The following is a 26,221-nucleotide window of genomic DNA, read 5'->3' on the forward strand; positions in this document are numbered from 1 at the left end:
ATGGAAGATAAGATGATGATAATTGATCCACACGTTCATATGACATCAAGAACTACTGATGATTATGAAGCGATGCAAAAGGCGGGTGTGGTAGCCGTAATAGAACCTTCTTTTTGGCTGGGGCAGCCAAGAACACAAGTGGGGTCTTTCCAAGATTACTTTAGCAGTTTGGTGGGTTGGGAGCCTTTTAGGGCCAGTCAATTTGGTATAAAGCATTATTGTACTATTGGTTTAAATTCAAAAGAAGCCAATAATGAAGCTTTGGCGGAGCAGGTAGTAGAGCTGTTGCCCCTGTACTTGCATAAAGAAAATGTCGTCGCAATTGGTGAAATTGGTTATGATGATCAGACACCTGCAGAAGATAAATATTTTAGAATGCAGTTAGATTTGGCCAAAGAACTGAATATGACCGTACAGGTACATACACCGCATAGAGACAAAAAAGCGGGAACCATTAAAAGTATGGAGGTTTGTTTAGAGCATGGTCTTGATCCATCGAACGTAATTATTGACCATAACAATGAAGAAACGGTAAAAGAAGTTCTGGACCGTGGATTTATTGCGGCATTTACCATATACCCGAAAACCAAAATGGGAAATGAGCGCATGGTAGAGGTGGTCAGAAAATTCGGTAGCACCAATATTATCGTAGACAGTTCTGCGGATTGGGGGGTTAGTGATCCATTGGCAGTGCCAAAAACAGCTTCTTTGATGTTGAAAAGAGGAATAGCCAAAGAAGATGTGGTAAAAACGTGTTACCAAAATGCATTGGATGCCTTTAGTAAAAATGGAAAGATGAAAGAGGAGCATTGGTTAAATCCAGGAGGTATAGACCAATCACAATTATTTAATGATAATAGCGTTTTAAGGGGGCAAACACCTCGAATTGATTCCGACCAAATCACCTAATAACATGATAAAGAAAATCATGGGTTTTGCTAGACTGGCAAGGCCTGCGAATCTGCCAACGGCGGCTGCCGATATTTTGGCGGGTATCACTATATCATTATATTTTTTGAACACAGAAGCAGCTACCTTTTTTGTAGAAAGCCGCTTTGAGGTTTTTTTATTGGTGTGTTCATCTGTTTTTCTGTACGCCGGGGGCGTTGTTTTTAACGATGTGTTCGATGCGGAATTGGACGCGGTGGAACGTCCAGAGAGGGCTATCCCTAGTGGTTTAATTAGCGTGCCTCAAGCAATTTTATGGGGTGTTTTGCTAATGGTTTCCGGACTTTTTATGGCATATGGTACAAATGTACTGAGTGGTAATCTAGCCCTTGTTTTAGTGGCTGCAATTCTTATATATGACGGTGTGGCCAAGAGGTATTCCTTTTGGGGGCCTTTGGTCATGGGTATATGTCGAGGGCTAAATTTGTTGCTGGGTATGTCCATTTTATCACAGATAAACCCTTGGTGGGTCGCCTTGGTACCGGTGTTGTATATTTTTGCGATAACTCTTATCAGTAGGGGAGAAGTACATGGAAACAATAAGAAACATATTCTTATATCAGGCTTAATGTATGCCATCGTAATCCTTTCCATAACGGGTGCCATTATTATGTTTTCCGATAACTTATACAGCTCCTTACCTTTTATAATTTTATTTTCATTTTTGGTATTTCGTCCTTTATCAAAGGCTTATAAAGAGAACTCACCTGCCAATATTAAAAAAGCGGTAATGGCAGGTGTCTTGTCTTTGGTGGTGATGGATGCATGTTGGGTTGCTGGGTTTTCCAACTGGTATATTGCACTGGGCGTTTTATTACTTTTACCATTATCTTTAATACTTTCTAGAATTTTTGCCGTTACATAGTTATATGATATTAAAACCTATAAAACAGTCTTTCACGGTTCAGTATGATTATCAACTCCATTTCACAAGAGATTTGTTCGGTTTGGGCAATCCTCTTTTTGTTGATATAATTAAGAACTATAAAGATTACGAACCTGTAAAACTATTATTTGTAGTAGATAAAGGCGTGGTTGGTAGCCATCCACAATTGCTTGAAAAAATATCGAATTATTGTGCTTCGAATTCTGCTCATTTAAAGTATACCGATAGTTTGGTCATAGATGGTGGAGAACAGGCCAAGAATAAGGCGGAATACATAGATATGGTTCTTAAGGGCATTAATGACAATGCCATTTGTAGGCATTCATTCGTGATAGCTTTGGGCGGAGGGGCGATTATAGATATGGTCGGTTATGCCGCAGCGATCGCCCATAGGGGGGTAAAGTTGATTCGTATACCAACCACGGTGTTGTCGCAGAACGATTCTGCCGTCGGTGTTAAGAACAGCGTAAACATATTTAACAAAAAAAACTTCTTAGGAACGTTTGCCCCACCATATGCAATTATTAACGATAGTGATTTTCTTGCAACATTAGAACAAAGAGATTGGATTTCGGGTATCGCCGAAGCCATAAAAGTGGCTCTTATAAAAGATAGGTCGTTCTTTGAGTATATTTCGGACAATGCCAATGCTTTAAGAAAAAGGGAGCTGGAACCAATGCAATATGTAATTTATAAATGTGCGGAAATGCACATGTACCATATTTCGCAGGGTGGAGATCCGTTTGAATCTGGATCTTCCAGGCCTCTGGATTTTGGCCACTGGGCCGCTCATAAATTGGAGTATATGACCAATTATGAATTGCGACATGGGGAGGCTGTCGCAAAGGGCATTGCCTTGGATGTTACCTATGCAAAGTTAATGGGGCTTATTACAAGTGCCGAGTTAAATGCTATTTTAGAAGCTATGACCTCTATAGGGTTTAATTTAACTCTTCCATTGGAGTCGCAAAGTAAAGTGCAAGAACTTTTAGAAGGTATAGAAGAGTTTCGTGAGCATCTTGGAGGACAATTGACCATTACGCTTATTTCTGGAATAGGAAAAAAGCACGATGTGCACGAAATAGATATGAAAGTAATGGAGCGGGCAATAGAGCAATTAAATCATCAATTTGCCTTGAAATAGTAAGTTTATGTTGATCGATAAAAAGTTTCACGTTTCCTATTGTACGAACATTCATCCTGGGCAAGATTGGGACAGTACTTTTCAAAGTCTTAAAGAGTATGTGCCTAGCATAAAGAAAGAAGTGTCGCCAGACCTTTCATTTGGACTTGGGCTTAGGTTGTCCAATAAAGCAAGTGAAGAATTGGATGCAGGCCCTGCCATGACCGAATTTAAAGCATGGTTAAAAGCCAACGATATCTATATTTTTACTATGAACGGTTTTCCGTATGGTAATTTTCATGATGAGCGTGTTAAGGATGATGTACATAGTCCCGATTGGACGACCAATGAAAGACTTGTTTATACAAAAAGGCTTTTTAGGCAATTGGCCTCCCTAATACCATCGGGTATCAATGGGGGAATATCCACTTCGCCCGTTAGTTACAAATATTGGCATAAAACGGACCAAGACAAGCATAAGGCTTTAAAAAAAGGGGCGGAGCATATGGTACTTGTTGCCCAGCAGCTTTTTGAATTGGAAAAATCTACCGGCACTTATTTACATTTGGATATTGAACCCGAGCCAGATGGTCTACTGGAAAATAGTGATGAGGTATTATCTTTTTATGAAGAATATCTGGTTCCGGCAGGGAAGGTGTTGCAGAATCAAATAGGGCTGAACAACAAAGAAATCGAAAAACTTGTAAAGAGGTATATCACCGTATGTTACGATATCTGTCATTTTTCGCTAGCATATGAGGAACCGGAAGATACGTTCTCCAAGTTTAAAAACTCGAATATAGTTGTTGGAAAGATACAGGTGAGTGCCGCTTTAAAGATATTGTTCAATGGTTCCAATAATAATGACATTTGGCACTTATTGGAAAAATTCAATGAGCCAACGTATTTGCATCAGGTTACGGAGAAAGTTGGTGCATCGGTGAAGACGTATAATGATTTGCCCATAGTTTTGGATAAAAAGGGTGATTTTAAAGAATTGAGAGCCCATTTTCATGTTCCCATATTTTTAGAGGAATTTGGGGCACTGCACTCTACGCAGGATCATATTCTAAAGACTTTGAAGTACCTGAAGACCGATGCCATATCTGAACATTTAGAGATAGAAACGTATACATGGGACGTGCTTCCCAAAGCTCTTAAAGAAGATTTGACTATCTCTATTATTAGAGAGATTAAATGGCTTAAAGATCGTATGTAACATGCAAAAAACAGTTGTCATAAATGTAGTGGGGCTAACTAAAAGGCTTATTGGTAAACATACACCTTTTATGGCCTCTTTTTTAGAGCAAGGTAAATTGGCATATATAAAACCTGTTTTACCGGCCGTAACATGCTCGGCGCAATCTACTTATTTAACAGGTAAATGGCCTTCTGAACATGGTATTGTTGGTAACGGTTGGTATTTTAAGGACGAGTGTGAGATTAAGTTTTGGAGGCAATCCAATAAACTGGTGCAACAGCCAAAAATTTGGGATACCTTAAAAAAAATGGATTCCAATTTTACCTGTGCCAATCATTTTTGGTGGTATAATATGTATTCCAATGTTGATTACAGTCTAACGCCTAGACCAAATTATTTGGCAGATGGCAGAAAAATTCCGGATGTATATTCGTACCCTGCAGAATTACGGGATCAAATGCAGGCCAGTTTGGGTACGTTTCCTTTGTTTGAATTTTGGGGTCCAAGAACTACTATAAACTCTTCAAAGTGGATTGCGGATGCCGCTATTCGAACAGACGAAAAACATGATCCTACGTTAACATTTATCTACCTTCCACATTTAGATTACAACCTTCAACGTCATGGATTGAATTTTGACGTTATTTCGAAGGATTTAAATGAGATAGACTCGGTCGTAAAACAATTGGTTATGCATTACCAAAAAACAAATGCCAACATTGTTCTGTTGTCGGAATATGGCATTACAGATGTAAACAGACCTGTTCATTTAAATAGGATTCTTCGTAATGAGGGGTACATAAATGTTCGGGTAGAAAGAGGGTTAGAATTGTTAGATGCAGGTGCTAGTGAAGCTTTTGCTGTTGCAGATCATCAAATAGCGCATATTTATATAAAAAAGCAAGAGAATATAAACCAAATCAAGGCGCTTTTAAGTGCTGTTCAGGGTGTTGAGCGGGTATTGTCTAAAAACGAATTGGAAAAAGAACATTTAACACACGAAAGGTGTGGCGACCTTGTGGTGGTTGCCGATAAAGATTCATGGTTTACTTATTATTTTTGGTTAGATGACGCTGTGGCACCCGACTATGCCAGAATGGTTGATATTCATAAAAAACCGGGCTATGATCCTGTTGAAATGCTGACAGATCCCAAAGATAAATTGGTAACGGCCAAGGTTGTGACAAAGTTGATAAAAAAGAAACTTGGGTTTAGGACCGTTATGGATATTATTCCGTTGAACGCTAATTTGATCAAAGGTTCTCATGGTAGAATACCTGAGGACACCGAAGATTACCCAATTTTTATTAGTAATATGGGGAGTTTGGTGCAAAAGGAAAAAATGGAAGCGGTTGAAGTTTACGACCTAATTAAAGATCATGTTTTAAATTGATTGCAAATGAATGTTTTATATAAAATTATAGGTTTTGTATTTATGGTCTTTTTTGCATGGGGAGCAATTGTTCAATATAATGATCCCGATGCTTTTTTATGGATTACCGTTTATACTATCGCGGCAATTGTTTCTTTATTGTTTGCCCTTGATAGGGTAAAATATATAATCCCCCTAATTTTAGGGGTGATTTGTTTTATAGGGTTTGTGTACCTGTACCCGTGCGATTTTCAAGGCTTTGATTTAGATGATGGTGATATAAAGACAGTAGAATTGGGCCGTGAGGCTTTTGGTCTTTTGATAATTGCGATAGTGATGTTTTTCTATAGTTTTCGTCTAGGGAAAAAACTAAAGGTCTAAGTCAAATTCTTGGCGCAATAAATCTATAGCCGGGTTTTTCTCTCTTAATTTTTGGTACTTTTCTTCTGGGGTAAAAGCAAATTTTTTGGCACTGGATTCGTTTACTTTTATATCAAGTTGAATAAAATGGTTGTTTAATTTGCTTCGTAAATGGCCCATTAGTTCAAAACTTTCCCTTTCTATTTCTTTTTTCATTGTGCTATTGGGAAGCTCTATGCTAATGGTGAAATTGTCTTTTAGTTTCGGAACATCGGTATTAAGGTTCGAAGCTAATATCTTTTGGCCCTTAGCGTCTATTTGTTCAACAAAGTCGGCCCAGTGACGTTGAAGGTCCTCTTCTGTAAAAGGATCTCTTGGTAGATCATCTTCGTCTACAACAACCTCTATTTTGTTTAGCTCGTGTTCTTTTTTTGCTTTTAAGCTTGATAATGATAATGCTGAAACGCGTTTTGCCGGAGGTGCAATGTTCAATTTCTTGGCAACGGGCTCTTTCTCTTTAACTGTAGTATGTGCTTCGTCAGGTTTTTTTTCTTCCTGATGAATTGTTTTAACGCTGTTATTGTCTTTATGAGATGGCGGTGGTGTAGGATCTTTTTCCTTTTCCGTAGTATCCGCTACATTTTCTGTAGCCGGAGCCGTCTCTATGGTTTTGGTTGTTTCATCGGGGGATGCGGAAACTTCTTGTCCGTTTGCTTCTTTGGGCTTTTTGGGGAAATTCCTATAAAACGACGCCGGAGCTATAAAATTAATAGTACTGTTATGGAGTGCTACGGATTCAGGATTTTTTTTTTCTCCATCAAAATCGATAGAGGCAAGCTTCATTAAGGTAAGTTCTACCAAGAGTCGCTGGTTCTTACTGGTCTTATATTTTAGATCACAATCATTGGCCAGGTTCAAAGCTTGCAGCAAAAAACTTCTTGAGGTTTTCTGTGATTGCTGTTTATATTTTTCTTGGGCACTTTCCCCTACTTCTAAAAGTGCTATTGTGTCTTGGTGCTGACATACCATTAGATCCCTGAAATGAGAAGCAAGGCCTGCTATAAAATGATGGCCGTCAAAGCCAAGGGACAATGTTTTATTGAACAACACCAACAATTGCGGTATGTTATGCTCTAATATAAGGTCTGTTGCCTGAAAGTAAGTATCGTAATCCAGTACATTCAGATTTTCGGTAACAGCTTTTCTGGTAAGCTCCTTTCCCGAAAAACTTACGACCCTATCAAAAATAGATAAGGCGTCACGCATAGCTCCGTCCGCTTTTTGGGCAATTATATGAAGTGCGTCTTCCTCGGCATTAACGCCTTGGCTTTCTGCTATATACTTTAAGTATTCGGCAGCATCTTTTACCGTAATTCTCTTAAAGTCAAAAATTTGACATCGAGACAATATAGTGGGTATAATTTTGTGTTTTTCGGTAGTCGCTAAAATAAATATAGCATGTTTGGGCGGTTCTTCAAGAGTCTTTAAAAACGCGTTAAAGGCCGATGAAGAGAGCATATGAACCTCATCTATGATATATACCTTGTATTTACCTACCTGTGGGGGAATACGAACCTGGTCTATCAGGTTTCTTATGTCATCAACAGAGTTATTGGAAGCGGCATCCAGCTCAAAAACATTAAAGGCAAAATCCTCATCTTCGCTTTCGCTACCATCGGTATTGATTTGCTTTGCCAGTATACGTGCACAAGTTGTTTTTCCTACCCCTCTCGGACCACAGAATAAAAGGGCCTGGGCAAGATGGTTGTTGTCTATTGCATTTTGGAGGGTATTGGTAATAGCTTGCTGACCCACAACGTCTTTAAACGTTTGGGGTCTGTATTTACGTGCCGAAACAATAAAAGGTTCCAAAATCTATATAGCTTTTAGTGCAGATACAAATATAAAAATAGCCGTTAATTTGACTAGGTATTTAAAGCATATATCATCTTTAGTTATCAACAATTGCAGTACATTTGCGCTTAGCAGGCCACCTTATCGCTTAATGCTAACAAGTTTAGTGTTCAGAGGAAAGTCCGGACACCATAGTGCAGTATAGCGGGTAACGCCCGTCCGTCGAGAGACGAGGACAAGTGCAACAGAAAGCAAGTACAGTTCGGCTGTAGTGAAATCAGGTAAACTCTATACGGTGAAACGTCATGTAAATCGGTGTTTGAGGGTTGCACGCCCGAGCCGAAGGGTAGGCGGTTGGAATCTTTGGGCAACCTTAGATCTAGATAAATGATAAGGGCCCGTTTTTACGGGAACAGAATCCGGCTTATGGCCTGCTTTTTATTTTTTAAAGAAACTAAAAACACTGTTACCGTATTTTCTAGCGCTATCAAAATAGGGGAGATGCTCTAAAACTGTCTGTTTAGAATGTTCTATGATAAGAACACCGTCTTCCAATAGCATGTTGTTTTCAAAAACTTTTTTGGGAATGTTTTCAAAATCCTCGATTTCCATACTATAGAAAGGATCTGCAAAAATAATATCGAAAGGTTCTTTGTTTCGGTCTAAAAAAGAGAACACCTCACTTTTAAGGGTTTTTATACCCATTTCCAATTCATTGGAGGTTTTGTTTATGTACGCGATGCAACCCATATCAGAATCAACAGACAATATATCTTCGACCCCTCTAGAAGCAAACTCGTAGCTAATGTTACCGGTACCCGCAAAAAGGTCCAGAACCTTTAGGTCCGGGAAATAATAAGAGTTGTTCAAAATATTGAACAAGGCTTCCTTTGCCATGTCTTTGGTGGGGCGCACGGGTAACTTTTTGGGAGCTATTAGGTTTCGACCTTTATGTTTTCCTGAAATAATTCGCATTAAATAGCATTTATTAGGGTAAAATCTATTGATTCGGTTTCTGGCTCACCTAGGTCTAAATGATGAGGAGACGACGGGGCAAAAATAGATAGGTTTTGTACGTAAGAATAACAAAGTTGATAAACTTCGTCATCTTCTTCAATGGTTCCGAAAAGTTTAACGGAAACAGCATCGGTGTCAAGTTCCAATTGCTCTAAAACAAACAGTAGGTAATAAACAAAGTCTTCTTTTGTTTCGTATAAAAAGCTATTGTACAGAAGTAGTTTTTTTTGTTTTATAACCGTAACGTCCATTTGTTTTTTGCCTACGTGGACATAACAGACCGCTTCTTTATGGTTGCCGTAATTGTTAAGCAAAGATTGAATAAGAACCGTGCCGTTATGCATATAGGTGAACTCTCCAAAAATATCGTAGATATAGTTGTTAATGTTCATGTATGGAACGTAAACATTAACGATGTCCAGATTTTCCAGCTCATCATAGGCCAGAACATCGGAGGCCAATACCTTGGTGTTAAATTTAAGGTAATTTGCAAGTTCATCTTTGTTGAACAACGGTTTGGGCACCAACCCGAAAAGTGTATTGCTGTGTATTACGACAACTTCGTCAAAAGTACCTTGGTCGAGGGTGTGTTCATGAAACAACTTTTCCAATGCCTTTAGCAATGTCATTGGGTTGTGTTCTTCGTGAAATAACTTACTGTCCGCTTTGGTTACTTTGTTAGAAACAGTATCCGCTACACAAAAAGAAAGTCCATTCAAGCTAACTTGAATGGACAATTTTTTGAAATTTTTATCGGCTATGTCTAAACCCTTATTGGTCGTTTTTCTTGTCATAAATTGGAGGCCAGTTACCACTGGTACTAACTTCTGTTAAAGAACCTACTTTTATTTCCGATCCGTTGATTTCTTCTACACTTACCTGCGCATTTTCACGTGTCAATAAATCTTTTGGCTGATCGTAAAGTACGACACTTTTGGCAACTTTGGCCTCGAATACGGGAGCTTTATATCCACTTTTTTCGATAATATCTGCCTTCATGGTAAATTTCTCTCCATTTGGAGCTGTTGGAACAAGGGCCAAATCTTTGTACCTGTTGTCATTTTTGAACAATGAGTCACGTACGGAAACAAAGCCTAATGTATCAATGATTTTTACTTCTTTCAATAAATCGATTTGATATGTTTTGTCAAACTCCATGAAAGAAGAGTCCCTTTGCTGGGTAATCACATATTTTCCGGTATCTATAAATTTTATCAAGCTTGGAAAATCGTTGGCATATTTTCCGTTTACGGCTTTATATGCTTCTTGGGAATTTCTAATATCCTTTAATCTGGATACTACCTTTGCAAATCGTTCTTGCTTGGCTTCGTTAAATTTAATAGGCCCGGTTACGGAATTATAGATTAAATATCCCAAACCAATGCAAGCAATCCAAAGTACAATCTGTATTACGGTCTTCATTTCGTAGAGTGTTAATTTAATTTAGTGGTTGTCACAAATCTACAATTTTTTTTTAATCGCAAAAGTTTTTGCCCTAAAAATCCTATTATATTTGGGGTTACATGAAAGTACTTACAGCAACAGAATTTTATAAAGAGTTGGAAACCAAGTTTCCACATAAACCAACGCTTAAACAGGAGATAGCCCTAGAAAAATTATCAAGGTTTATTCTTTCAAAAAATAAGGACGAGGTTTTTCTTTTAAAAGGCTTTGCGGGCACGGGAAAAACGACACTTATAGGTACTTTGGTAAACAGTTTGTGGAAGACTCGGATGAAATCGGTCTTAATGGCACCAACCGGTAGGGCGGCAAAAGTAATGTCCAATTATTCCAATACACAAGCTTTTACCATTCATAGAAAAATTTATTTTCCTAAAAAACAAAGTGGAGGAGGAGTCCAGTTCGTATTGGCCCCAAACAAGCATAGAGATACCTTGTTTATAATAGATGAGGCTTCTATGATACCCGATACACCTGCAGACTCAAAACTTTTCGAGAATGGTTCTTTGTTGGACGATTTAATGATGTTCGTATATTCTGGCCATAACTGTAAATTGTTGTTGATCGGCGATACGGCACAGTTGCCACCGGTACATTTGTTGTTGAGTCCTGCTTTAGATGCTGATAAACTATCATTAAACTATAATAAAGAAGTAGAAAGGATAGAATTGGACGAAGTTGTTCGCCAGGCAGAAGATTCTGGCATTTTGGTGAATGCGACTATGCTTCGTGAGCAATTACAGGGAGATTATTTTGACAGGTTCCAGTTTGATCTACATGGTTTTACCGATATTGTTCGTTTAATAGATGGACACGAAATACAAGAAGCGATCGATGAGTCGTACTCGCAAAATGGCAAAGAAGAAACCGCTATAATCGTAAGATCCAACAAAAGGGCCAATTTATATAATCTAAATATTAGGGAACGTATACTTTTTTTAGAAAACGATTTGGCCCCCGGTGACTTTATGATGGTCGTAAAAAATAATTATTTCTGGTTAAAGCCAAATTCGGAAGCAGGTTTTATTGCCAACGGTGACATTATCGAGATTCTTGAAATATATGCTTTCAAAGATCTTTATGGCTTTAAATTTGCCGAGGTAAAGGTGAAAATGGTGGATTATCCGAATATGAAGCCTTTTGAAACCGTATTGTTATTGGATACTATAAAAGCCGAATCTCCCTCTCTTTCATACGAGGACGGTAATCGTCTATACCAAGAGGTCATGAAAGATTATGCACATGAAAAGTCGAAATACAAAAAGTTTCTTGGAGTAAAGAACAATAAATACTTTAATGGCTTACAGGTAAAGTTTTCTTATGCTATAACGTGCCATAAGTCACAAGGTGGACAATGGAACACAGTTTTTGTGGAACAGCCATATCTTCCAAACGGAATAGATAAAGAATATCTTCGTTGGCTTTATACCGCAGTAACCAGGGCCAAAGAAAAATTGTACCTTATTGGTTTTAAAAGCGATTTTTTTGTTGAATAGGAAAAAACTAATTTAGTTCTTTTAAATCTAAGGCGCTATAGATTTGCTCAACTCCTGATAAGGGTATCAACTGTAAACATATTTTCAATGACATCGGAAACCATTATTAGTATATTTTTAGGCGTAGGCCTAGCGGCCTCTGTTGGGTTTAGGGTGTTTTTGCCTTTGTTTGCGCTAAGTCTGGCCGCATATTTTAATGTATGGGACTTAAATGATGATTGGGAATGGATAGGAAGTTTGGCTGCATTGATAACATTGGGTGTGGCCACATTAGTTGAAATTTTCGCCTATTTTATTCCTTGGGTAGATAATTTATTGGATAGTTTTGCCATACCATTGGCCGCTATTGCCGGTACGGCCGTTATGGTCTCCACCATAGCGGACCTTGATCCTGTCGTAACATGGTCTTTGGCCATAATTGCCGGTGGTGGTACCGCTACTGCTATCAAGGGGGCCGGCGCAACTGGAAGGTTGGCCTCGTCGGCTACTACGGGAGGTATAGGCAACCCTGTTTTGGCAACAGTGGAAACAGGTACGGCAACGGTTGTAACGGTAGCCTCCATATTTGCTCCTATACTTGCGGCAGTATTGGTGATTATTATTTTAATTGTCATTTTTAGGATATATAGAAGCCTTAGGCCAAAATCAAAAACATAAAAACTATTAAGTGAAAATAATTGCAATGATACCGGCCCGTTATGCGGCTTCAAGATTTCCTGCAAAATTAATGCAAGACCTATCAGGGAAACCTGTAATTGTCCGAACCTATGAAGCAGCCGTAAAAACAGGCCTTTTTGACAAGGTGTATGTAGTAACCGATAGTGCTACCATATACGATACAATAATTGCGGAGGGCGGTGAAGCGATCATGAGCAAAAAGGAACATGATTGCGGAAGTGACCGCATTGCGGAAGCTGTTACCGAAATGGATGTTGACATAATAGTAAATGTTCAGGGAGACGAACCTTTTACGGATCGTGAGAGTCTGGCACAGGTAATAGAGGTATTTAAAAGTGATACCGAAAAAGAAATAGATTTGGCCTCTTTAATGGTACGGATCACTGATGAGGAAGAAATAAACAATCCGAACACGGTCAAGGTAATTGTAGATAATAGAAGCTTTGCACTATATTTCTCTAGATCGCCAATTCCTTATCCAAGGGCCAAAAATGATAAAACCGTGTATTATAAGCACAAAGGTATTTATGCTTTTAGAAAACGGGCCTTAATGGATTTTCAGCGTTTGCCCATGTTGCAATTGGAGTCGACCGAAAAAATAGAGGCCATACGATATCTGGAATATGGTAAAAAAATTAAAATGGTAGAAACGACCGTTACGGGTATTGAAATTGATACTCCGGAAGATTTAGAGAAAGCGCAAGCTGCATGGAGATAAATTTTGAGAATATAAAGGTAATCGGTTTTGATGCCGATGATACATTGTGGGTAAACGAGACCTATTTTAGAGAGGCCGAAGAGCAGTTTGCTTCTCTTTTGGAGCAATACGAAACCAAGAACAAGATAGACCAAGAGCTCTTTCGAATGGAGATAAAAAACCTAGAGCTTTATGGGTACGGTATTAAGGGGTTTATGCTCTCTATGATAGAAGCTGCATTGGAGCTGTCCAATAACGAAATTTCACAGGAAACACTTGCCGAAATTTTAGATATAGGAAAAAGAATGATTTCTCATCCCGTAGAAGTATTGGATGGTGTAGTGGAAGTATTGAAAAGCTTGGAAGGTAAATATAGATTGATAGTTTTGACCAAGGGCGATTTACTTGATCAAGAAAGAAAACTGGTTAGATCTAACCTATCTAGGTATTTTCACCATGTAGAAGTATTAAGCGATAAGAAGGAAAAAAATTATCAAGACCTGTTAGATCACTTAGAAATAAGGGTTGATGAATTTTTGATGATAGGCAATTCATTAAAATCGGATGTTTTGCCCATAGTCAATATCGGTGCAAAAGCCGTTCATGTTCCTTTTCACACTACATGGCAGCATGAAGAGGTCGAAGAGCCAAGGGAAAAAACTGGTTATATGACCGTTCAAAAGCTGACGGATGTATTGCAGTACCTTTAAAATTATAAATGGAGATAAAAAAAGAAATAACATTGAAAAAGATACCTACTAGAGCTTCGGAGAAATATAGAAATTTTCCGATGGTTCCCAGAGTAGTTTTTGGTAATGGAAGTTTTGACCAATTGGGAGAAATACTTCTTTCAAAAAGAAAACATTCAGAAGCTCCTGTAATTTTTTTAGTCGATGATGTTTTTGAAGGCACGGATCTTGTTTCGCGTATTCCGCAAATATTCTGTGATCAGATCATCTTTGTATCAGCAGAGGAAGAACCTAAAACACAACAGGTAGATGCCTTGGTAGACCTGATAAAGGAAGAATACCAAGAATTGCCATCGGGAGTTGTGGGTATAGGCGGAGGAACGCTGTTGGACTTGGCCAAGGCGGTTGCGATATTACTGACGAACAATGGTAGTGCCGAAAATTATCAGGGGTGGGATTTGGTACAAAAAAAAGCGGTATACCACGTTGGTGTTCCTACCATTAGTGGTACCGGAGCTGAGGTCTCTAGAACCACGGTCTTATTGGGCCCCGAAAAAAAGCTGGGCATTAATTCTGATTATACCACTTTCGATCAAGTAATCTTAGATCCCGAATTAACACAAGGTGTGGCCAAAGATCAATGGTTTTATACAGGAATGGATTGTTATATTCATTGTATAGAGAGCTTAAATGGAACGTATTTAAATGCCTTTAGCCAAAGCTATGGGGAAAAAGCATTGGATCTTTGTAAAGAAGTTTTTTTAACGGACCTGTCCGATGCCGATTCAAGAGATAAGTTAATGATGGCCTCTTGGCATGGTGGAATGAGCATTGCCTATTCGCAAGTAGGGGTAGCCCATGCTTTAAGTTACGGATTGGGATATCGGTTAGGAGTAAAACATGGGATAGGAAATTGTTTGGTTTTCCAATATTTGGAAGAATTTTATCCAGAAGGAGTAGCCCTTTTTCATAAAATGAAAGAAAGACACAATATAGAGCTACCTACGGGGGTATGTAAAGACTTGTCAGATGAAGATTTTGATGTGATGGTTTCAGTGGCTATGCAAATGGAACCTTTATGGGAAAATGCCCTTGGTGAAAATTGGAAATCTGTCATCTCCCCAAAAAAAATAAAATCGATATATAAAAAAATCTGATTTATAACTTTATAGAGAAAAGTGTAAGGTGAGTCATCTTACGGATAATTATAATTAATGCAGAGCCTTGCCCGTTTTATATATTTTAAGATATTAAGATGGTCCGTTAAGGGGGAGTTTCCTTCTGATTTGGACAAGTTTGTCATTATCGTGGTTCCGCACACCAGTTGGTGGGATTTTTTGTTGGGATTATTAATACGAAAGGTATTGAATGAAGAAATCAACTATATAGGAAAGAAAAGTCTTTTCGATTCTCCGATAGGTTGGTTTTTCAGATGGACAGGCGGGGCACCTATTGATCGATCTAAAAGTAGTGATACGGTTAGTGCTACGGCAAAGATTTTTAATGAGCGAAAAAGATTCCGGTTGGCTCTTTCTCCTGAAGGTACTAGAAAAAAAGTAAAAAAATGGAAAACCGGGTTCTACTATATTGCAAAAAAAGCAAATGTGCCAATAGTACTATGCGCTTTCGATTATGGTAAAAAGGAAATAAAATTTTCGAAACCATATACGCCCACAGATGACAAGGAAATGGATTTTGAAAATTATAGGTCGTTTTTTAAAGGGGTAAAGGGAAAGGTGGCAGAGTTTAGCTGAATCTTCTAACTATGGAAATTTTGAGAGATAAGTATTTTAACGATACCAAAAAAATGAGGCCAATTGGCCTCATTTTTGTTTGTCTGTGATAAATAATAACTTTATTCTTGCATGGTATGATATACGTTCTGTACATCATCGTCTTCTTCTATTTTCTCCAATAGCTTTTCAACATCCGCAGCTTCTTCTTCGCTTAAAGCTTTTGTTACTTGTGGAATGCGCTCAAATCCAGAAGATAGTATTTCAATATTTCTATTTTCCAATTCTTTCTGTATAGCGCCAAAACTCTCGAAAGGTGCATAGATAAGGATACCGTCATCATCCACAAAAACCTCTTCCGCACCAAAATCTATCATTTCAAGCTCTAATTCTTCAGGGTCTACGCCGTCTGCCGGAATTCGGAAGTTACAGGTATGGTCGAACATAAATTCTACAGATCCAGAGGTGCCTAAGCTCCCGTTACATTTATTGAAGTAACTTCTGATGTTGGCTACGGTTCTCGTGTTGTTATCGGTGGCTGTTTCGATTAATACAGCGATTCCATGTGGGGCGTAACCTTCAAAAAGAACTTCTTTATAATCTCCTAAGCTTTTGTCGCTAGCTCTTTTAATAGCTCTTTCGATATTGTCTTTCGGCATATTAACTGCCTTGGCATTCTGGATGACCGCCCTTAATCGGGCATTCGAATCAGGATCAGGGCCTCCTTCTTTTACCGCTATAACAATATCTTTTCCAATTCGTGTAAAAGCTTTGGACATTGCTGCCCATCTTTTCATTTTACGTGCTTTTCTAAACTCAAAAGCTCTTCCCATGGTTTATTTTTTTAATGCTTGCAAATTTAACAAAATTCGGAAAGGTTGAAGGGCGAATGCTATATTTTACTAGTGTTTTTATTCACTTTCTACAATTTCCTCAATACTTCTGGCCAGTTCAAAATCTTTCTCGGTCACCCCGTTGGCATCATGGGTACTCAAACGAATGTTTACCGTTTTGTATACATTGCTCCAGTCGGGGTGATGACCTTGTGCCTCACATTCAAAAGCGATCCGGGTCATTACGGAAAAGGCTTCCTTGAAATCTTTGAATTCAAAAGTGGTTTCTATCGCTCCGTCTACATACTCCCAACCGTCTAATTGTCCTAAATAGTCATATATCTGTTCATCGGTGAATTTTTCCATAGTCTTTCTATTTTAAATAAATTATTTTAGAATATGATGGTCTATAATTTCTTGATAGGTATATCTTAAGTTTTTTGGTAACATGTTTGTTTTTGGTAAAACGGCCAAATAGCGATCTTCATTTGTGGTGTAAACTCTTTTTATGATCGGATTAAAACTTCCGACACGTTCTAATACTTCTTTTATAAAATCTTCATGATGTGTAAGGTCGGTACTTCCAAGATGATAGATACCGGTTTTATTTCTATTGATAAGATAATGAATTTGTTGTGTTAGTTTATCGTCGTTCGTAACATTTAATATAAGATTTGGAAAAACTTCAACAGGTTCATTGTTCAAGATCTTATTTTTCATATCCTTTATCCTAGGTGAGCTATTGCCAAAAACCATCGGAATCCTTAGAATACCCATTTTATCTTTTGGCAGACGTAAAAGCATATTTTCTATTTTAATTTTAAGTCTGCCATAAACACTTTCTGAAAGTGTTTTGTCGTATTCGTAAGAAGGGTATTTACTATATGCATCGAAGACGTTGGCAGAAGAAAGAAAATAGATCCTGCAGTCGTTTTGTAAGACGTATTCTACTATGTGTTGATGGGTAATTATTTGAGCGGCAAAATTTCCGCGTAGGGCAGAAATAATGATCTGTGGTTTCACTTGTTCTAGAATTTCAAAAATATCATCTTCTTCCAGATTAAAATGAAAGAACTGTTTGTTGTCACCAAAGCTACTTGCGGCGTTGCAGTACGTGCCATAGGTGTCAAAATAGTTACAAAGTTCTTTGTATATGGCATTTCCGAGAAACCCGCTTCCCCCTAGTATTAAGATTTTCTTGTTTTCCAAATTAGAATATTGACAATTCTGATTCTGAAGTTAATTTTTCCAAAGCGGCCATACCGCGTGTAGAATTCCCCTTTTTATTTAGGCCCGGAGACCAAGTGGTTACGCAAAATTTATTTGGCAGAAGAGCTACTATGCCACCGCCAACGCCACTTTTGCCGGGTAAACCTACCCTAAAGGCAAATTCCCCTGCTTCATCATAAAAACCACAAGTTAGCATTAGGGCATTTATACGTTTTATTAATCCTTTATCGAGATGTTTGTGATTGTTCTTGCACCTTCCTTCATTGATGAACAAATAAAAAGTATCGCACAATTGTGCACAGTTCATTGACAGTGAGCATTGATGGAAGTAAAAATCCAATACTTTTATAACGTCATTTTGAAGGTTTCCGTAAGATTTTAAAAGATTCGCTGCCGCATAATTTTTGTAACCTGTCCGTTTCTCCGAAAGAGCAACTTTTTCATCATACTTTATAGTCTGGTCGCCGGCAAGGTTTCTTACAAACTCTAAAAACTCTTCTTTAGGATTTTTTAATTGGCTAACAAGAATATCGGCTATTACGATGGCACCGGCATTGATCAATGGATTTCTGGGGATGCCATTTTCTTGTTCCAATAAAGATAAATGGTTAAATGGGTCGCCCGAGGGTTCAACATCGATACGTTGCCATACCTCTTTTCCGATAAGGCTCATGGCCATGGATAGGGTCAGTACTTTAGAAATACTTTGAATAGAAAAACGTTCTTGGGTATCGCCAAAAGAGAATTCATTTTTATCGATATCCAGTAAATGGATTCCATATTTTTCACTGCTTATTTCCGCAAGTTCTGGAATATAAGTAGCAACCTTCCCGATATCGGGAAGGTTGCATGTTTCGTTATAAACGGATTCGATAATTTTTTGAAAATTTGGCATTTATCCTTTATAGAATGGAAGCTTTACAACGGTAGCCGGAACCGCTTTTTTTCTTATTTGAATGTGGATTTTACTCCCTGTTTCAGAAAAAACAGTTGGTACATATCCAAGACCTATTCCTTTTCCTAAAGAAGGGGACATGGTTCCAGAGGTAACTACCCCTATTTTTTTTCCTTGTCCATCTACGATATCGTAATCATGTCTAGGAATTCCGCGCTCGTCCAATTCAAAGGCTATCAATTTTTTTTCAGGACCGTGTTGCTTTTCTTTTTCTAGCGCTTCACTGTTCACAAAATCTTTGGTAAACTTGGTAATCCATCCTAAGCCAGCTTCCAAGGGTGAGGTTTCGTCGTTAATATCGTTGCCATAAAGACAATAGCCCATTTCCAATCTTAGTGTATCTCTGGCGGCAAGTCCTATAGGCTTGATTCCAAAATCCGCCCCGGCTTCAAAAACTTTGTCCCATACTTGTTTAACCTCGTCGTTTTTACAATATATTTCAAAGCCTCCTGATCCAGTGTAACCTGTTGCCGAAATAATGACAGAATCTATGCCTGCAAAATCGGCTACTTCAAAATGATAAAACTTTATGGCCGACAAGTCGATGGAGGTCAGCGATTGCATTGCCTCTACTGCCTTGGGGCCTTGAATGGCGAGTAGTGAATAATCATCCGATAGATTGCGCATTTCTGCGTTAAAGATGGTGTTGTATTTAGAAATATGGTTCCAGTCCTTATCAATATTAGAAGCATTTACTACCAATAAATATTGCTCTTCCTTGATTTTATATACAATAAGATCATCTACGATGCCTCCGGTTTCATTGGGCATACAGCTATATTGGGCCCTGCCTATGGTTAATTTTGAAGCATCGTTGGAAGTAACTTTCTGTATAAGGTCCAAGGCACTGGGGCCACTTATTAAAAACTCTCCCATATGCGATACGTCAAAGACACCTACACCGTTACGAACGGTTTCATGTTCGGCATTTACCCCTTCATACGATACGGGCATGTTATAACCTGCAAAAGGAACCATTTTAGCTCCAAGGGCCTCATGGGTAGAGGAAAGTGCTGTGTTTTTCATAGATTTATTTTATAATGTGCAAATTTATAGAATTAAATAAGGATAACATGAGAAGCCCTTCTTATGTTTTACATAATTTTTGGCTTACTTTTAGTAATTTGTTTTAGACTATCGACCATTTAAAATTTAATATATGAAATTCTGTATGCTTAGGGTGTTTTTGTTTGTCTCGACCATGATATGGGCGCAAGAAGTGCCAACAGATTTTTTATCCGCCGAGTTTCATAAAGAGAGAAGACAAGAGGTTAGAAAATTAATGTCCAGTAACAGTGTTCTGGTATTTTTTGCAAATGCGGAAAGAAATAGAGCCAATGACGTTGATTATGTGTACCACCAAGACCCTAATTTTTACTATTTAACAGGGTATAGAGAACCTAATGCCGTATTGCTTATTTTTTCTGAGCCACAGAAAGATGCTCAAGGAAACGAGTTTGATGAGTTGATTTATGTGCAAGAAAGGAATGCTAAAGAAGAACAGTGGACCGGTAAACGCTTAGGAGTTGAAGGTGTTGTTGATAAACTAGGGTTTAAAATGGCCTATAATGGCAGTGAGTTCAAAAAGGTACCTGTAGACTTTACTTCTTTTGATAAGGTGTCTTTTTTTGATTTTGAAAATGATTATCGCGATAAACAAGGTGATGCCGACCTTTTCGATTTAATACAAACATTTAAGGTAAAAGCTAATTATCCGTCGGATTATAATCCCCAAAAGCAACAGTTGTACTCTATGATCCAGGCTACGGAAATTGAGAATAGTGCCAATGTTGCCCAAACAGTTGGTAGGTATTTAGATTACTATGAAGATTTAAGGAACGAAGAATTTCTTTATGAATTTGTTAATGCGCCCAACAACGAGAAAAGATTGGAAATAAAACAAAAGGTTTCGTTGGAGTTAGAGGCCAATAATCTTGATTCTAGTATGATTTCGGAAATTATGAGTACGTTGAGAGAAACTAAGACCGCCGAAGAGATGAAGTTGTTGAAAAAGGCGATAGAAATTTCATCGGTAGGGCAGATTGAAGTTATGAAAGCGATGCATCCGAATATGTCGGAAACTGAGATTCAAGGAGTTCATGAGTATGTTTATAAAAAGTATGGGGCAGAATATGAAGGGTACCCCTCTATCGTGGGTGGTGGAAATAATGGTTGTATTTTACACTATATCGAGAACAATAAGGCCAAAGTAGGTAACGATCTTGTTTTAATGGACCTTGGAGCGGAATATCACGGTTATACTGCGGACGTAACCCGTACAATTCCCGCAAATGGAAAATTCACGGCAGAGCAAAAGGCCATCTATGATATTGTGTATGAAGCGCAGGAAGCCGGTATTAAGGCCAGTGTGGTAGGGGCACCTTTTCAGGCTCCTGGCAAGGCGGCGGCAGAGGTAGTGGCCAATGGTCTGTTGAGACTGGGGATTATTAAGGAAGCAAAAGAGGCCAGAACTTATTTTCCCCACGGCACCTCGCATTATTTGGGATTGGATGTTCATGATCAAGGCACCTATGCACCCTTTAAGAGCAATACGGTAATAACCGTAGAACCCGGTATCTATATTCCAGAAGGTAGTAATTGCGATAAAAAATGGTGGGGTATTGCCGTGCGTATAGAGGACGATATCCTTATTACAGATGACGGTCCTGTAAATTTATCGGCAATGGCGCCAAGAACTACAGAGGCCATTGAGACAATGATGAAACAGCTCAGTCCTTTGGATGATTTTGTACTACCTAAGCTAGATTAACGGTTTAGTAAAAAAGTCTTTAGGTCCGAATAGGTCTTTATGTTAACGGATTTTTTGTCCTTGTCCATAACTTTTTTTATCTGTGGTGGTATTGGCAATTGTTCATCTATTGTTTCTTCTACAATATCAAGAAATTTAACCGGATGGGCGGTTTCTAAAAATATGCCATAGGTGTTCGGGTGATCGGCTTGATACTTTTTTAACCCTAAATAACCTACGGCACCATGGGGGTCTGCACAATATCCGTTAGAACTATATATCTGTAGTATGGCATCTTTGGTTTCTTTGTCGTTAAACGAGAAAGAAGAAAGATTTGATTTTAGTTTGTTGAAATCATCATCGAACAGGTGTCTGATTCTAATAAAGTTACTAGGGTCTCCCACATCCATAGCGTTTGAAATGGTCGCAGTGGAAGGTTTGGGATTGTACTGTTGTGTTGTCATGTACTCTGGTACAGTATCATTAACATTGGTAGCGGCAATAAAATGTTTTACGGGCATACCCAATCTTTGGGCTACCATTCCTGCACATATATTGCCGAAATTGCCAGAAGGAACCGAGAATACGATTTCTTTTCCTTTGGTTTTTGCCTGTTTGTAAGCAAAAAGAAAATAGAACATTTGCGGTAGCCAACGGGCTACATTAATGGAATTTGCCGACGTCAGCTTCATTTTTTTCAACAGATCATCATCCAAAAAAGCATTTTTTACCATGGCTTGGCAATCGTCGAAAGTACCATCTACCTCCAAGGCGGTAATATTTTGTCCTAAAGTGGTCAGTTGCCTTTCTTGTATATCACTTACTTTACCACTTGGGTAGAGTATTACGACTTTTACACCGTTAACCCCTAAAAACCCATTGGCGACAGCACCACCGGTATCTCCAGAAGTGGCAACTAGAACGGTGACTTCGCTGTTTTCGTCCTTAGAAAAATAACCAAGGCATTGAGCCATAAAGCGTGCTCCGACATCTTTGAACGCCATTGTAGGACCATGAAATAACTCTAGTGTAGCAACATTTTCCTCGATATCTACTACGGGGAAATCAAAGTCTAGTGTATTGGCCAGTATTTTTCGTAAGGTATCATTGGGTATTTCATCGCTTACAAATTGATGAATAGCATTAAAGGCTATTTCGTAATTTGATAAATCTTCTATTTTTTCAAAAAAGCTTTTAGGCAGCGGTTCTATCCTTTCTGGAAAATATAACCCTTTGTCCGGAGCTATACCGTTGATAACCGCGTTTTTGAAAGAGACGGAGGGAGCTTGTTTGTTTAGGCTATAGAAATTCAATGTAGTATTTTTTTATGTTTTTAAATGGTTGTTTCACCAACTTAAATTTAAAGTATTTTGATTCCCTGTTGGTTAATTTTGGAAACATGTATGTCGTAATCTATTCCAATTGTTTCGTAGACCCGTTTCATTTCGTTTCCAATATTGATAGCTGTTTTTTCACCTTTGCTGAATGCAAAAATAGAAGGTCCCGACCCTGAAATTCCGCAACCCAATGCACCTGCATTGATAGAAGCCTGTTTTACTTGGTCAAAACCTGGAATTAGAATGGAGCGGATAGGTTCTACAATATGGTCCACTAGAGAACGGCCTATCAATTCGTAATCTTCCTTTAAGAGTCCGGCAACAAGACCTCCTACATTACCCCATTGTTTAATGGCGGTTTCCATAGAAATGGTAGTTCTGAGTATTTTTCTAGAGTCAGATGTTTTTACCTCTATTTGCGGATGTATCACCGTAGCATACAATTCTTGGGGAGCGGTTATGGGCACAATGTCAAGAGGGGTATAACTTCTTATCAAGGTAAAGTTGCCAAATAGGGCAGGGGCCACGTTATCTGCATGGGCAACTTCGCTGGCCAGTCTTTCACCTTCCATGGCAAACGTAACAAGCTTTGTCGGTGTAAAGGGGCTTCCTAATAAATGGTTCATGGCCCATACGGCGCCGGCCGAACTTGCTGCACTACTACCGATACCACTTCCGGGCTTTATTTTCTTATTGATTTCGATTTCAAAACCACCCTCATACTCAGAAGCGTCTAAAAATGCAAGTCCGGCTACGCCGGCAACATTTTTTTCTGCTTGCATTGGCAGGTCCTGTCCTTCGATTTTGGTAATTCTTATTCCTTTTTCTTTTGTTTTTCGAACCACCATTTCATCTCCGACCGCATCTAGGGCAACACCAAGAACATCAAAGCCACATGAGATATTGGCTATAGTTGCGGGGCAAAATACTTTAACTTCGTTCATAACTAAAAATTACCAATTCTAATAATGTCGGCAAAAATTCCGGATGCGGTAACATCGGCTCCAGCTCCGGCACCCTTAATAATCATTGGTAGGTTAGGGTATCTTTCTGTATAAAACAAAACAATATTGTCGCTTTCCTCCAGATTGTAGAAATCATGGCCCTTTGGAATTTGTTCAAGGCCAACACTGGCCTCTCCATTCTCAAATTTCGCCACATATTTTAACTTGCTATTTTTTTTCTTGGCATCGCCGAACATTTTTTGAAAGTCGTCCTCATATTTTGTCAATGACTTGAAAAAATCTTCATTGTTCGTTGTTTCCAAACTCTCTTTGGGTAAAAAAGGTTTGTTTTTTATGTCTTCTATTTCTAGAATATGACCACTTTCCCTGGCCAGAATCAAAATCTTTCTCATTACATCGATACCGCTAAGATCTATTTTAGGGTCGGGCTCGGTATATCCTTCTTCTTGTGCTTTTTTTACAATATCGTGAAAAGTAGTGGTGTCATTAAAATTGTTGAAAACAAAGTTTAAGCTTCCTGACAGTACCGCTTGTATCTTTAATATTTTATCGCCTGATGCGATAAGGTTTTTAAGAGTATCTATTATGGGCAGACCGGCACCAACGTTGGTTTCAAATAGAAAAGGGGCATTGTATGTACGTGCCAAAGATTTCAGGTGGGCGTAATTGCCATATTCCGAAGAACATGCTATTTTGTTGCAGGTAACCACAGAAATGCTGTTACTTAAAAAAGAGCTGTATGTTTCTGCTATTTCATGACTGGCGGTATTGTCAACGAATATACTGTTTCGATAATTCATTTCGTTCACCTTTTTGATGAAAGAGGCTTTGTCCGCCTTTTCACCTGTAGCCAATTGATCGCTCCATGAATTAAGGTCTATTCCCTTTTCATCAAAATACATGTTGCGCGAATTCGATATACCGATGACGCGTAGTTTCAGCTTTAAGTTTTTCTTTAAGTATTTATCCTGTAACTTAATTTGGTTCAGGAATTTAGCTCCAACGTTTCCGACCCCCATTACAAAGAGGTTCAGTTGTTTTATGTTCTCTTCAAAGAATTCTTCGTGCAGGGCGTTCAACGCTTTTTTTACATCTTTTTCGTTGATTACGCACGATATATTTCTCTCTGATGCTCCTTGGGCTATTACTCTGATATTAACATTGTTTTTGCCCAATGTGCTGAACATTTTGCCACTAAGTCCTTGATGGCTCTTCATGTTATCACCTACCAGTGCTACGATTGCAAGGTTTTCTTCAGGGTGTACGGGTTTTATTCTACCGCGTTCCATTTCGTAAGCAAAAGCCTCGTTCACTACCTCTACCGATTTTTCAACATCATCGGCAGAAATACCTACACAAATGGAGTGTTCCGAAGAAGCTTGGGTAATAAGTACCACACTAATATCTGCTTGCGAAAGTACTTCAAAAAACCTTTTGGAAATACCAGGAATACCGACCATGCCCGGACCTTCTAAAGAAAGTAGGGCCATATTTCCGATATGGCTTATACCTCTGACCGTTTTTCCTTTTTCATTTTTTGATTTTGTTATCAAAGTACCTGGTTCTTCGGGCTGAAAGGTGTTTTTGATGTTGATGGATATGCCTTTTGCCAATACAGGTTGAATGGTGGGGGGATATAGAACCTTGGCACCAAAATGGGACAGTTCCATAGCCTCTTCGTATGAAATATGGGGTATTGCCTTTGCTTGCTTTACCATTTTGGGGTTTGCAGTGTACATACCACTTACATCTGTCCATATTTCTAAAATATCCGCATCTACTGCGGCGGCATATATGGCCGCCGTATAATCCGATCCTCCTCTGCCCAATGTAGTAATGTCTCCATTTGCCGACGAAGCAATAAAGCCGGGGCAAACTATGATTTTGGCCTTGGCAGGTTTAAAATATGAAGAACAATTACTGTTCGTCTGTTTGAAATCAACAGTATTTTTTCCGCCGATTTTATGTGTTTTTATAAGTTCTCTACTGTCCTTGTAAGAACAGTCCAAACCTTGGGAAATAAAGAACTCACTAATTATATATGAAGAAAGCAGCTCTCCGAAACTTACGATTTTATCGGATAGTTTGGGGGTTATTTCACCTATAAAAAAAGCGCCTTCCAAAAGTGTTTCCAACACGTTCAGTTCACTCTTTACTTTGCTCAAGACCTTACTTTGGTTGGTGATAGGAATGAGTTTCTTGATGGTATCTAGGTGACGGGTCTCAATTTCTTGAAATGTATCTTTGTAAGAATCGTCCTGACCGGCGGCCAAGCTCCCGGCTTTGAGTAATTGGTCCGTTACCCCACCAAAGGCAGAAACTACAAGTATTATCTTGTCATTATAGGACGATAATATATTTTTTATTTTGCTAATATTTTCTGGACTGGCCACTGAGGAGCCACCGAATTTTAAAACTTTCATTCTAATGTTGTTGTATGTTGTCTTATCGAGAAATATGTTGTGTTAACGAACACGGGGACGGAGGTGCATAGTCTATTACCCCATTGGGGTGAACAATACCGTAATAGTAGGTAAACAATTACTTGTGGTATCGATTACGAATTTTATGTCAGTACTAATACAGTTCATAATAAAATGATGATGGTCAAAAGTAGTACATTTGAGGTGCTAATCA

25 protein-coding genes and 1 other RNA gene are annotated in these 26,221 nt (G+C 38.6%); 14 read left to right on the forward strand and 12 right to left on the reverse strand.

The window, feature by feature from the left end; translation table 11 throughout:
* From AB657_RS01100 to AB657_RS01125, 6 genes are read left to right on the forward strand one after another with little or no spacing between them, the layout of a single operon-like run.
* Positions 1–909: a TatD family hydrolase gene (locus AB657_RS01100; protein ID WP_084696356.1), complete on the forward strand. Its 909-nt coding sequence runs from the start codon at positions 1–3 to the stop codon at positions 907–909.
* 4 nt (positions 910–913) lie between these two features.
* The gene (eboC, locus tag AB657_RS01105) at positions 914–1,813 is read left to right on the forward strand and encodes a UbiA-like protein EboC (RefSeq protein ID WP_047244818.1); all 900 of its coding nucleotides are present in this window, start codon (positions 914–916) and stop codon (positions 1,811–1,813) included.
* A 4-nt stretch (positions 1,814–1,817) separates the two neighbouring features.
* Positions 1,818–2,978: a 3-dehydroquinate synthase gene (locus AB657_RS01110; RefSeq protein WP_047244819.1), complete on the forward strand. Its 1,161-nt coding sequence runs from the start codon at positions 1,818–1,820 to the stop codon at positions 2,976–2,978.
* 7 nt (positions 2,979–2,985) lie between these two features.
* On the forward strand, positions 2,986–4,176 hold the full coding sequence (eboE, locus tag AB657_RS01115; protein ID WP_047244820.1) for a metabolite traffic protein EboE: 1,191 nt from the start codon (positions 2,986–2,988) through the stop codon (positions 4,174–4,176).
* 1 nt (position 4,177) lies between these two features.
* Positions 4,178–5,551, forward strand: coding sequence for an alkaline phosphatase family protein (locus AB657_RS01120; RefSeq protein ID WP_047244821.1), 1,374 nt, complete (start codon positions 4,178–4,180; stop codon positions 5,549–5,551).
* A gap of 6 nt (positions 5,552–5,557) precedes the next feature.
* The gene (locus AB657_RS01125; RefSeq protein WP_047244822.1) at positions 5,558–5,911 is read left to right on the forward strand and encodes a transmembrane 220 family protein; all 354 of its coding nucleotides are present in this window, start codon (positions 5,558–5,560) and stop codon (positions 5,909–5,911) included.
* Here AB657_RS01125 and AB657_RS01130 read toward each other — a convergent pair.
* Positions 5,900–7,762 carry a DNA polymerase III subunit gamma/tau gene (locus tag AB657_RS01130; protein WP_047244823.1) on the reverse strand — a complete coding sequence of 621 codons (1,863 nt, stop codon included), beginning with the start codon at positions 7,760–7,762 and terminating at the stop codon, positions 5,900–5,902. The genes AB657_RS01125 and AB657_RS01130 overlap by 12 nt on opposite strands.
* A 110-nt stretch (positions 7,763–7,872) precedes the next feature.
* Between AB657_RS01130 and rnpB the strand changes: the two genes are divergently transcribed.
* Positions 7,873–8,186, forward strand: an RNA gene (rnpB, locus tag AB657_RS17765) — RNase P RNA component class A.
* Here the strand turns inward: rnpB and AB657_RS01135 are convergent.
* Genes AB657_RS01135 through AB657_RS01145 form a run of 3 tightly spaced genes read right to left on the reverse strand, consistent with a single transcriptional unit; the run spans position 8,183 to position 10,183 of the window.
* Positions 8,183–8,719, reverse strand: coding sequence for an RsmD family RNA methyltransferase (locus AB657_RS01135; RefSeq protein WP_047244824.1), 537 nt, complete (start codon positions 8,717–8,719; stop codon positions 8,183–8,185). The two genes, rnpB and AB657_RS01135, sit on opposite strands and share 4 nt — an antisense overlap.
* Positions 8,719–9,555: a DUF3822 family protein gene (locus AB657_RS01140; RefSeq protein ID WP_047244825.1), complete on the reverse strand. Its 837-nt coding sequence runs from the start codon at positions 9,553–9,555 to the stop codon at positions 8,719–8,721. The genes AB657_RS01135 and AB657_RS01140 overlap by 1 nt, the downstream gene beginning before the upstream one ends.
* Complete coding sequence (locus tag AB657_RS01145) at positions 9,533–10,183, reverse strand: hypothetical protein (protein ID WP_047244826.1); 651 nt, start codon at positions 10,181–10,183, stop codon at positions 9,533–9,535. Before AB657_RS01145 ends, AB657_RS01140 begins: the two co-directional genes overlap by 23 nt.
* 101 nt (positions 10,184–10,284) lie before the next feature.
* Here AB657_RS01145 and AB657_RS01150 point away from each other — a divergent pair, with 101 nt between their 5' ends.
* The 6 genes from AB657_RS01150 to AB657_RS01175 all read left to right on the forward strand — a co-directional run bounded on the left by AB657_RS01150 (position 10,285) and on the right by AB657_RS01175 (position 15,536).
* A complete protein-coding gene (locus AB657_RS01150) occupies positions 10,285–11,718 on the forward strand; it encodes an ATP-dependent DNA helicase (protein ID WP_047244827.1) in 1,434 nt (477 codons plus the stop codon).
* An 87-nt stretch (positions 11,719–11,805) separates the two neighbouring features.
* Positions 11,806–12,375: a DUF4126 domain-containing protein gene (locus tag AB657_RS01155; RefSeq protein WP_047244828.1), complete on the forward strand. Its 570-nt coding sequence runs from the start codon at positions 11,806–11,808 to the stop codon at positions 12,373–12,375.
* Positions 12,376–12,400: 25 nt separating this feature from the next.
* The gene (gene kdsB, locus AB657_RS01160; protein WP_198146917.1) at positions 12,401–13,114 is read left to right on the forward strand and encodes a 3-deoxy-manno-octulosonate cytidylyltransferase; all 714 of its coding nucleotides are present in this window, start codon (positions 12,401–12,403) and stop codon (positions 13,112–13,114) included.
* Entirely contained in the window at positions 13,105–13,803 is a 699-nt protein-coding gene (locus AB657_RS01165; RefSeq protein WP_047244830.1) for an HAD family hydrolase, read from the forward strand. The genes kdsB and AB657_RS01165 overlap by 10 nt, the downstream gene beginning before the upstream one ends.
* Before the next feature lie 8 nt (positions 13,804–13,811).
* Positions 13,812–14,939, forward strand: a complete 1,128-nt coding sequence (locus AB657_RS01170; RefSeq protein ID WP_047244831.1) for an iron-containing alcohol dehydrogenase family protein — start codon at positions 13,812–13,814, stop codon at positions 14,937–14,939.
* A gap of 57 nt (positions 14,940–14,996) precedes the next feature.
* Positions 14,997–15,536: a 1-acyl-sn-glycerol-3-phosphate acyltransferase gene (locus tag AB657_RS01175; protein WP_047244832.1), complete on the forward strand. Its 540-nt coding sequence runs from the start codon at positions 14,997–14,999 to the stop codon at positions 15,534–15,536.
* Positions 15,537–15,637: 101 nt separating this feature from the next.
* Here AB657_RS01175 and AB657_RS01180 read toward each other — a convergent pair whose 3' ends face one another.
* The 5 genes from AB657_RS01180 to gcvT form a co-directional block, all read right to left on the reverse strand.
* Positions 15,638–16,348, reverse strand: coding sequence for a YebC/PmpR family DNA-binding transcriptional regulator (locus tag AB657_RS01180; protein ID WP_047244833.1), 711 nt, complete (start codon positions 16,346–16,348; stop codon positions 15,638–15,640).
* A 78-nt stretch (positions 16,349–16,426) separates the two neighbouring features.
* Complete coding sequence (locus AB657_RS01185) at positions 16,427–16,714, reverse strand: 4a-hydroxytetrahydrobiopterin dehydratase (protein WP_047244834.1); 288 nt, start codon at positions 16,712–16,714, stop codon at positions 16,427–16,429.
* 21 nt (positions 16,715–16,735) lie between these two features.
* Positions 16,736–17,557, reverse strand: coding sequence for a sugar nucleotide-binding protein (locus AB657_RS01190; RefSeq protein WP_047244835.1), 822 nt, complete (start codon positions 17,555–17,557; stop codon positions 16,736–16,738).
* A gap of 1 nt (position 17,558) precedes the next feature.
* Positions 17,559–18,473, reverse strand: a complete 915-nt coding sequence (locus tag AB657_RS01195; protein WP_047244836.1) for a glutaminase — start codon at positions 18,471–18,473, stop codon at positions 17,559–17,561.
* Positions 18,474–19,559: a glycine cleavage system aminomethyltransferase GcvT gene (gene gcvT / locus AB657_RS01200; protein WP_047244837.1), complete on the reverse strand. Its 1,086-nt coding sequence runs from the start codon at positions 19,557–19,559 to the stop codon at positions 18,474–18,476.
* A 133-nt stretch (positions 19,560–19,692) separates the two neighbouring features.
* Between gcvT and AB657_RS01205 the strand changes: the two genes are divergently transcribed.
* Positions 19,693–21,303 (forward strand): aminopeptidase P family protein, encoded by a 1,611-nt coding sequence (locus tag AB657_RS01205; protein WP_047244838.1) that lies wholly within the window; start codon positions 19,693–19,695, stop codon positions 21,301–21,303.
* Here AB657_RS01205 and thrC read toward each other — a convergent pair.
* Genes thrC through thrA form a run of 3 tightly spaced genes read right to left on the reverse strand, consistent with a single transcriptional unit; the run spans position 21,300 to position 26,007 of the window.
* Positions 21,300–22,595, reverse strand: a complete 1,296-nt coding sequence (gene thrC, locus AB657_RS01210; protein WP_047244839.1) for a threonine synthase — start codon at positions 22,593–22,595, stop codon at positions 21,300–21,302. The two genes, AB657_RS01205 and thrC, sit on opposite strands and share 4 nt — an antisense overlap.
* A 47-nt stretch (positions 22,596–22,642) precedes the next feature.
* Complete coding sequence (locus AB657_RS01215; protein WP_047244840.1) at positions 22,643–23,563, reverse strand: homoserine kinase; 921 nt, start codon at positions 23,561–23,563, stop codon at positions 22,643–22,645.
* Positions 23,564–23,565: 2 nt separating this feature from the next.
* Positions 23,566–26,007 carry a bifunctional aspartate kinase/homoserine dehydrogenase I gene (thrA, locus tag AB657_RS01220; RefSeq protein WP_047244841.1) on the reverse strand — a complete coding sequence of 814 codons (2,442 nt, stop codon included), beginning with the start codon at positions 26,005–26,007 and terminating at the stop codon, positions 23,566–23,568.
* Positions 26,008–26,221 lie beyond the last annotated feature (214 nt).

The organism is Maribacter thermophilus, from assembly GCF_001020565.1.
GTDB classification, from domain to species: Bacteria; Bacteroidota; Bacteroidia; order Flavobacteriales; family Flavobacteriaceae; genus Maribacter; species Maribacter thermophilus.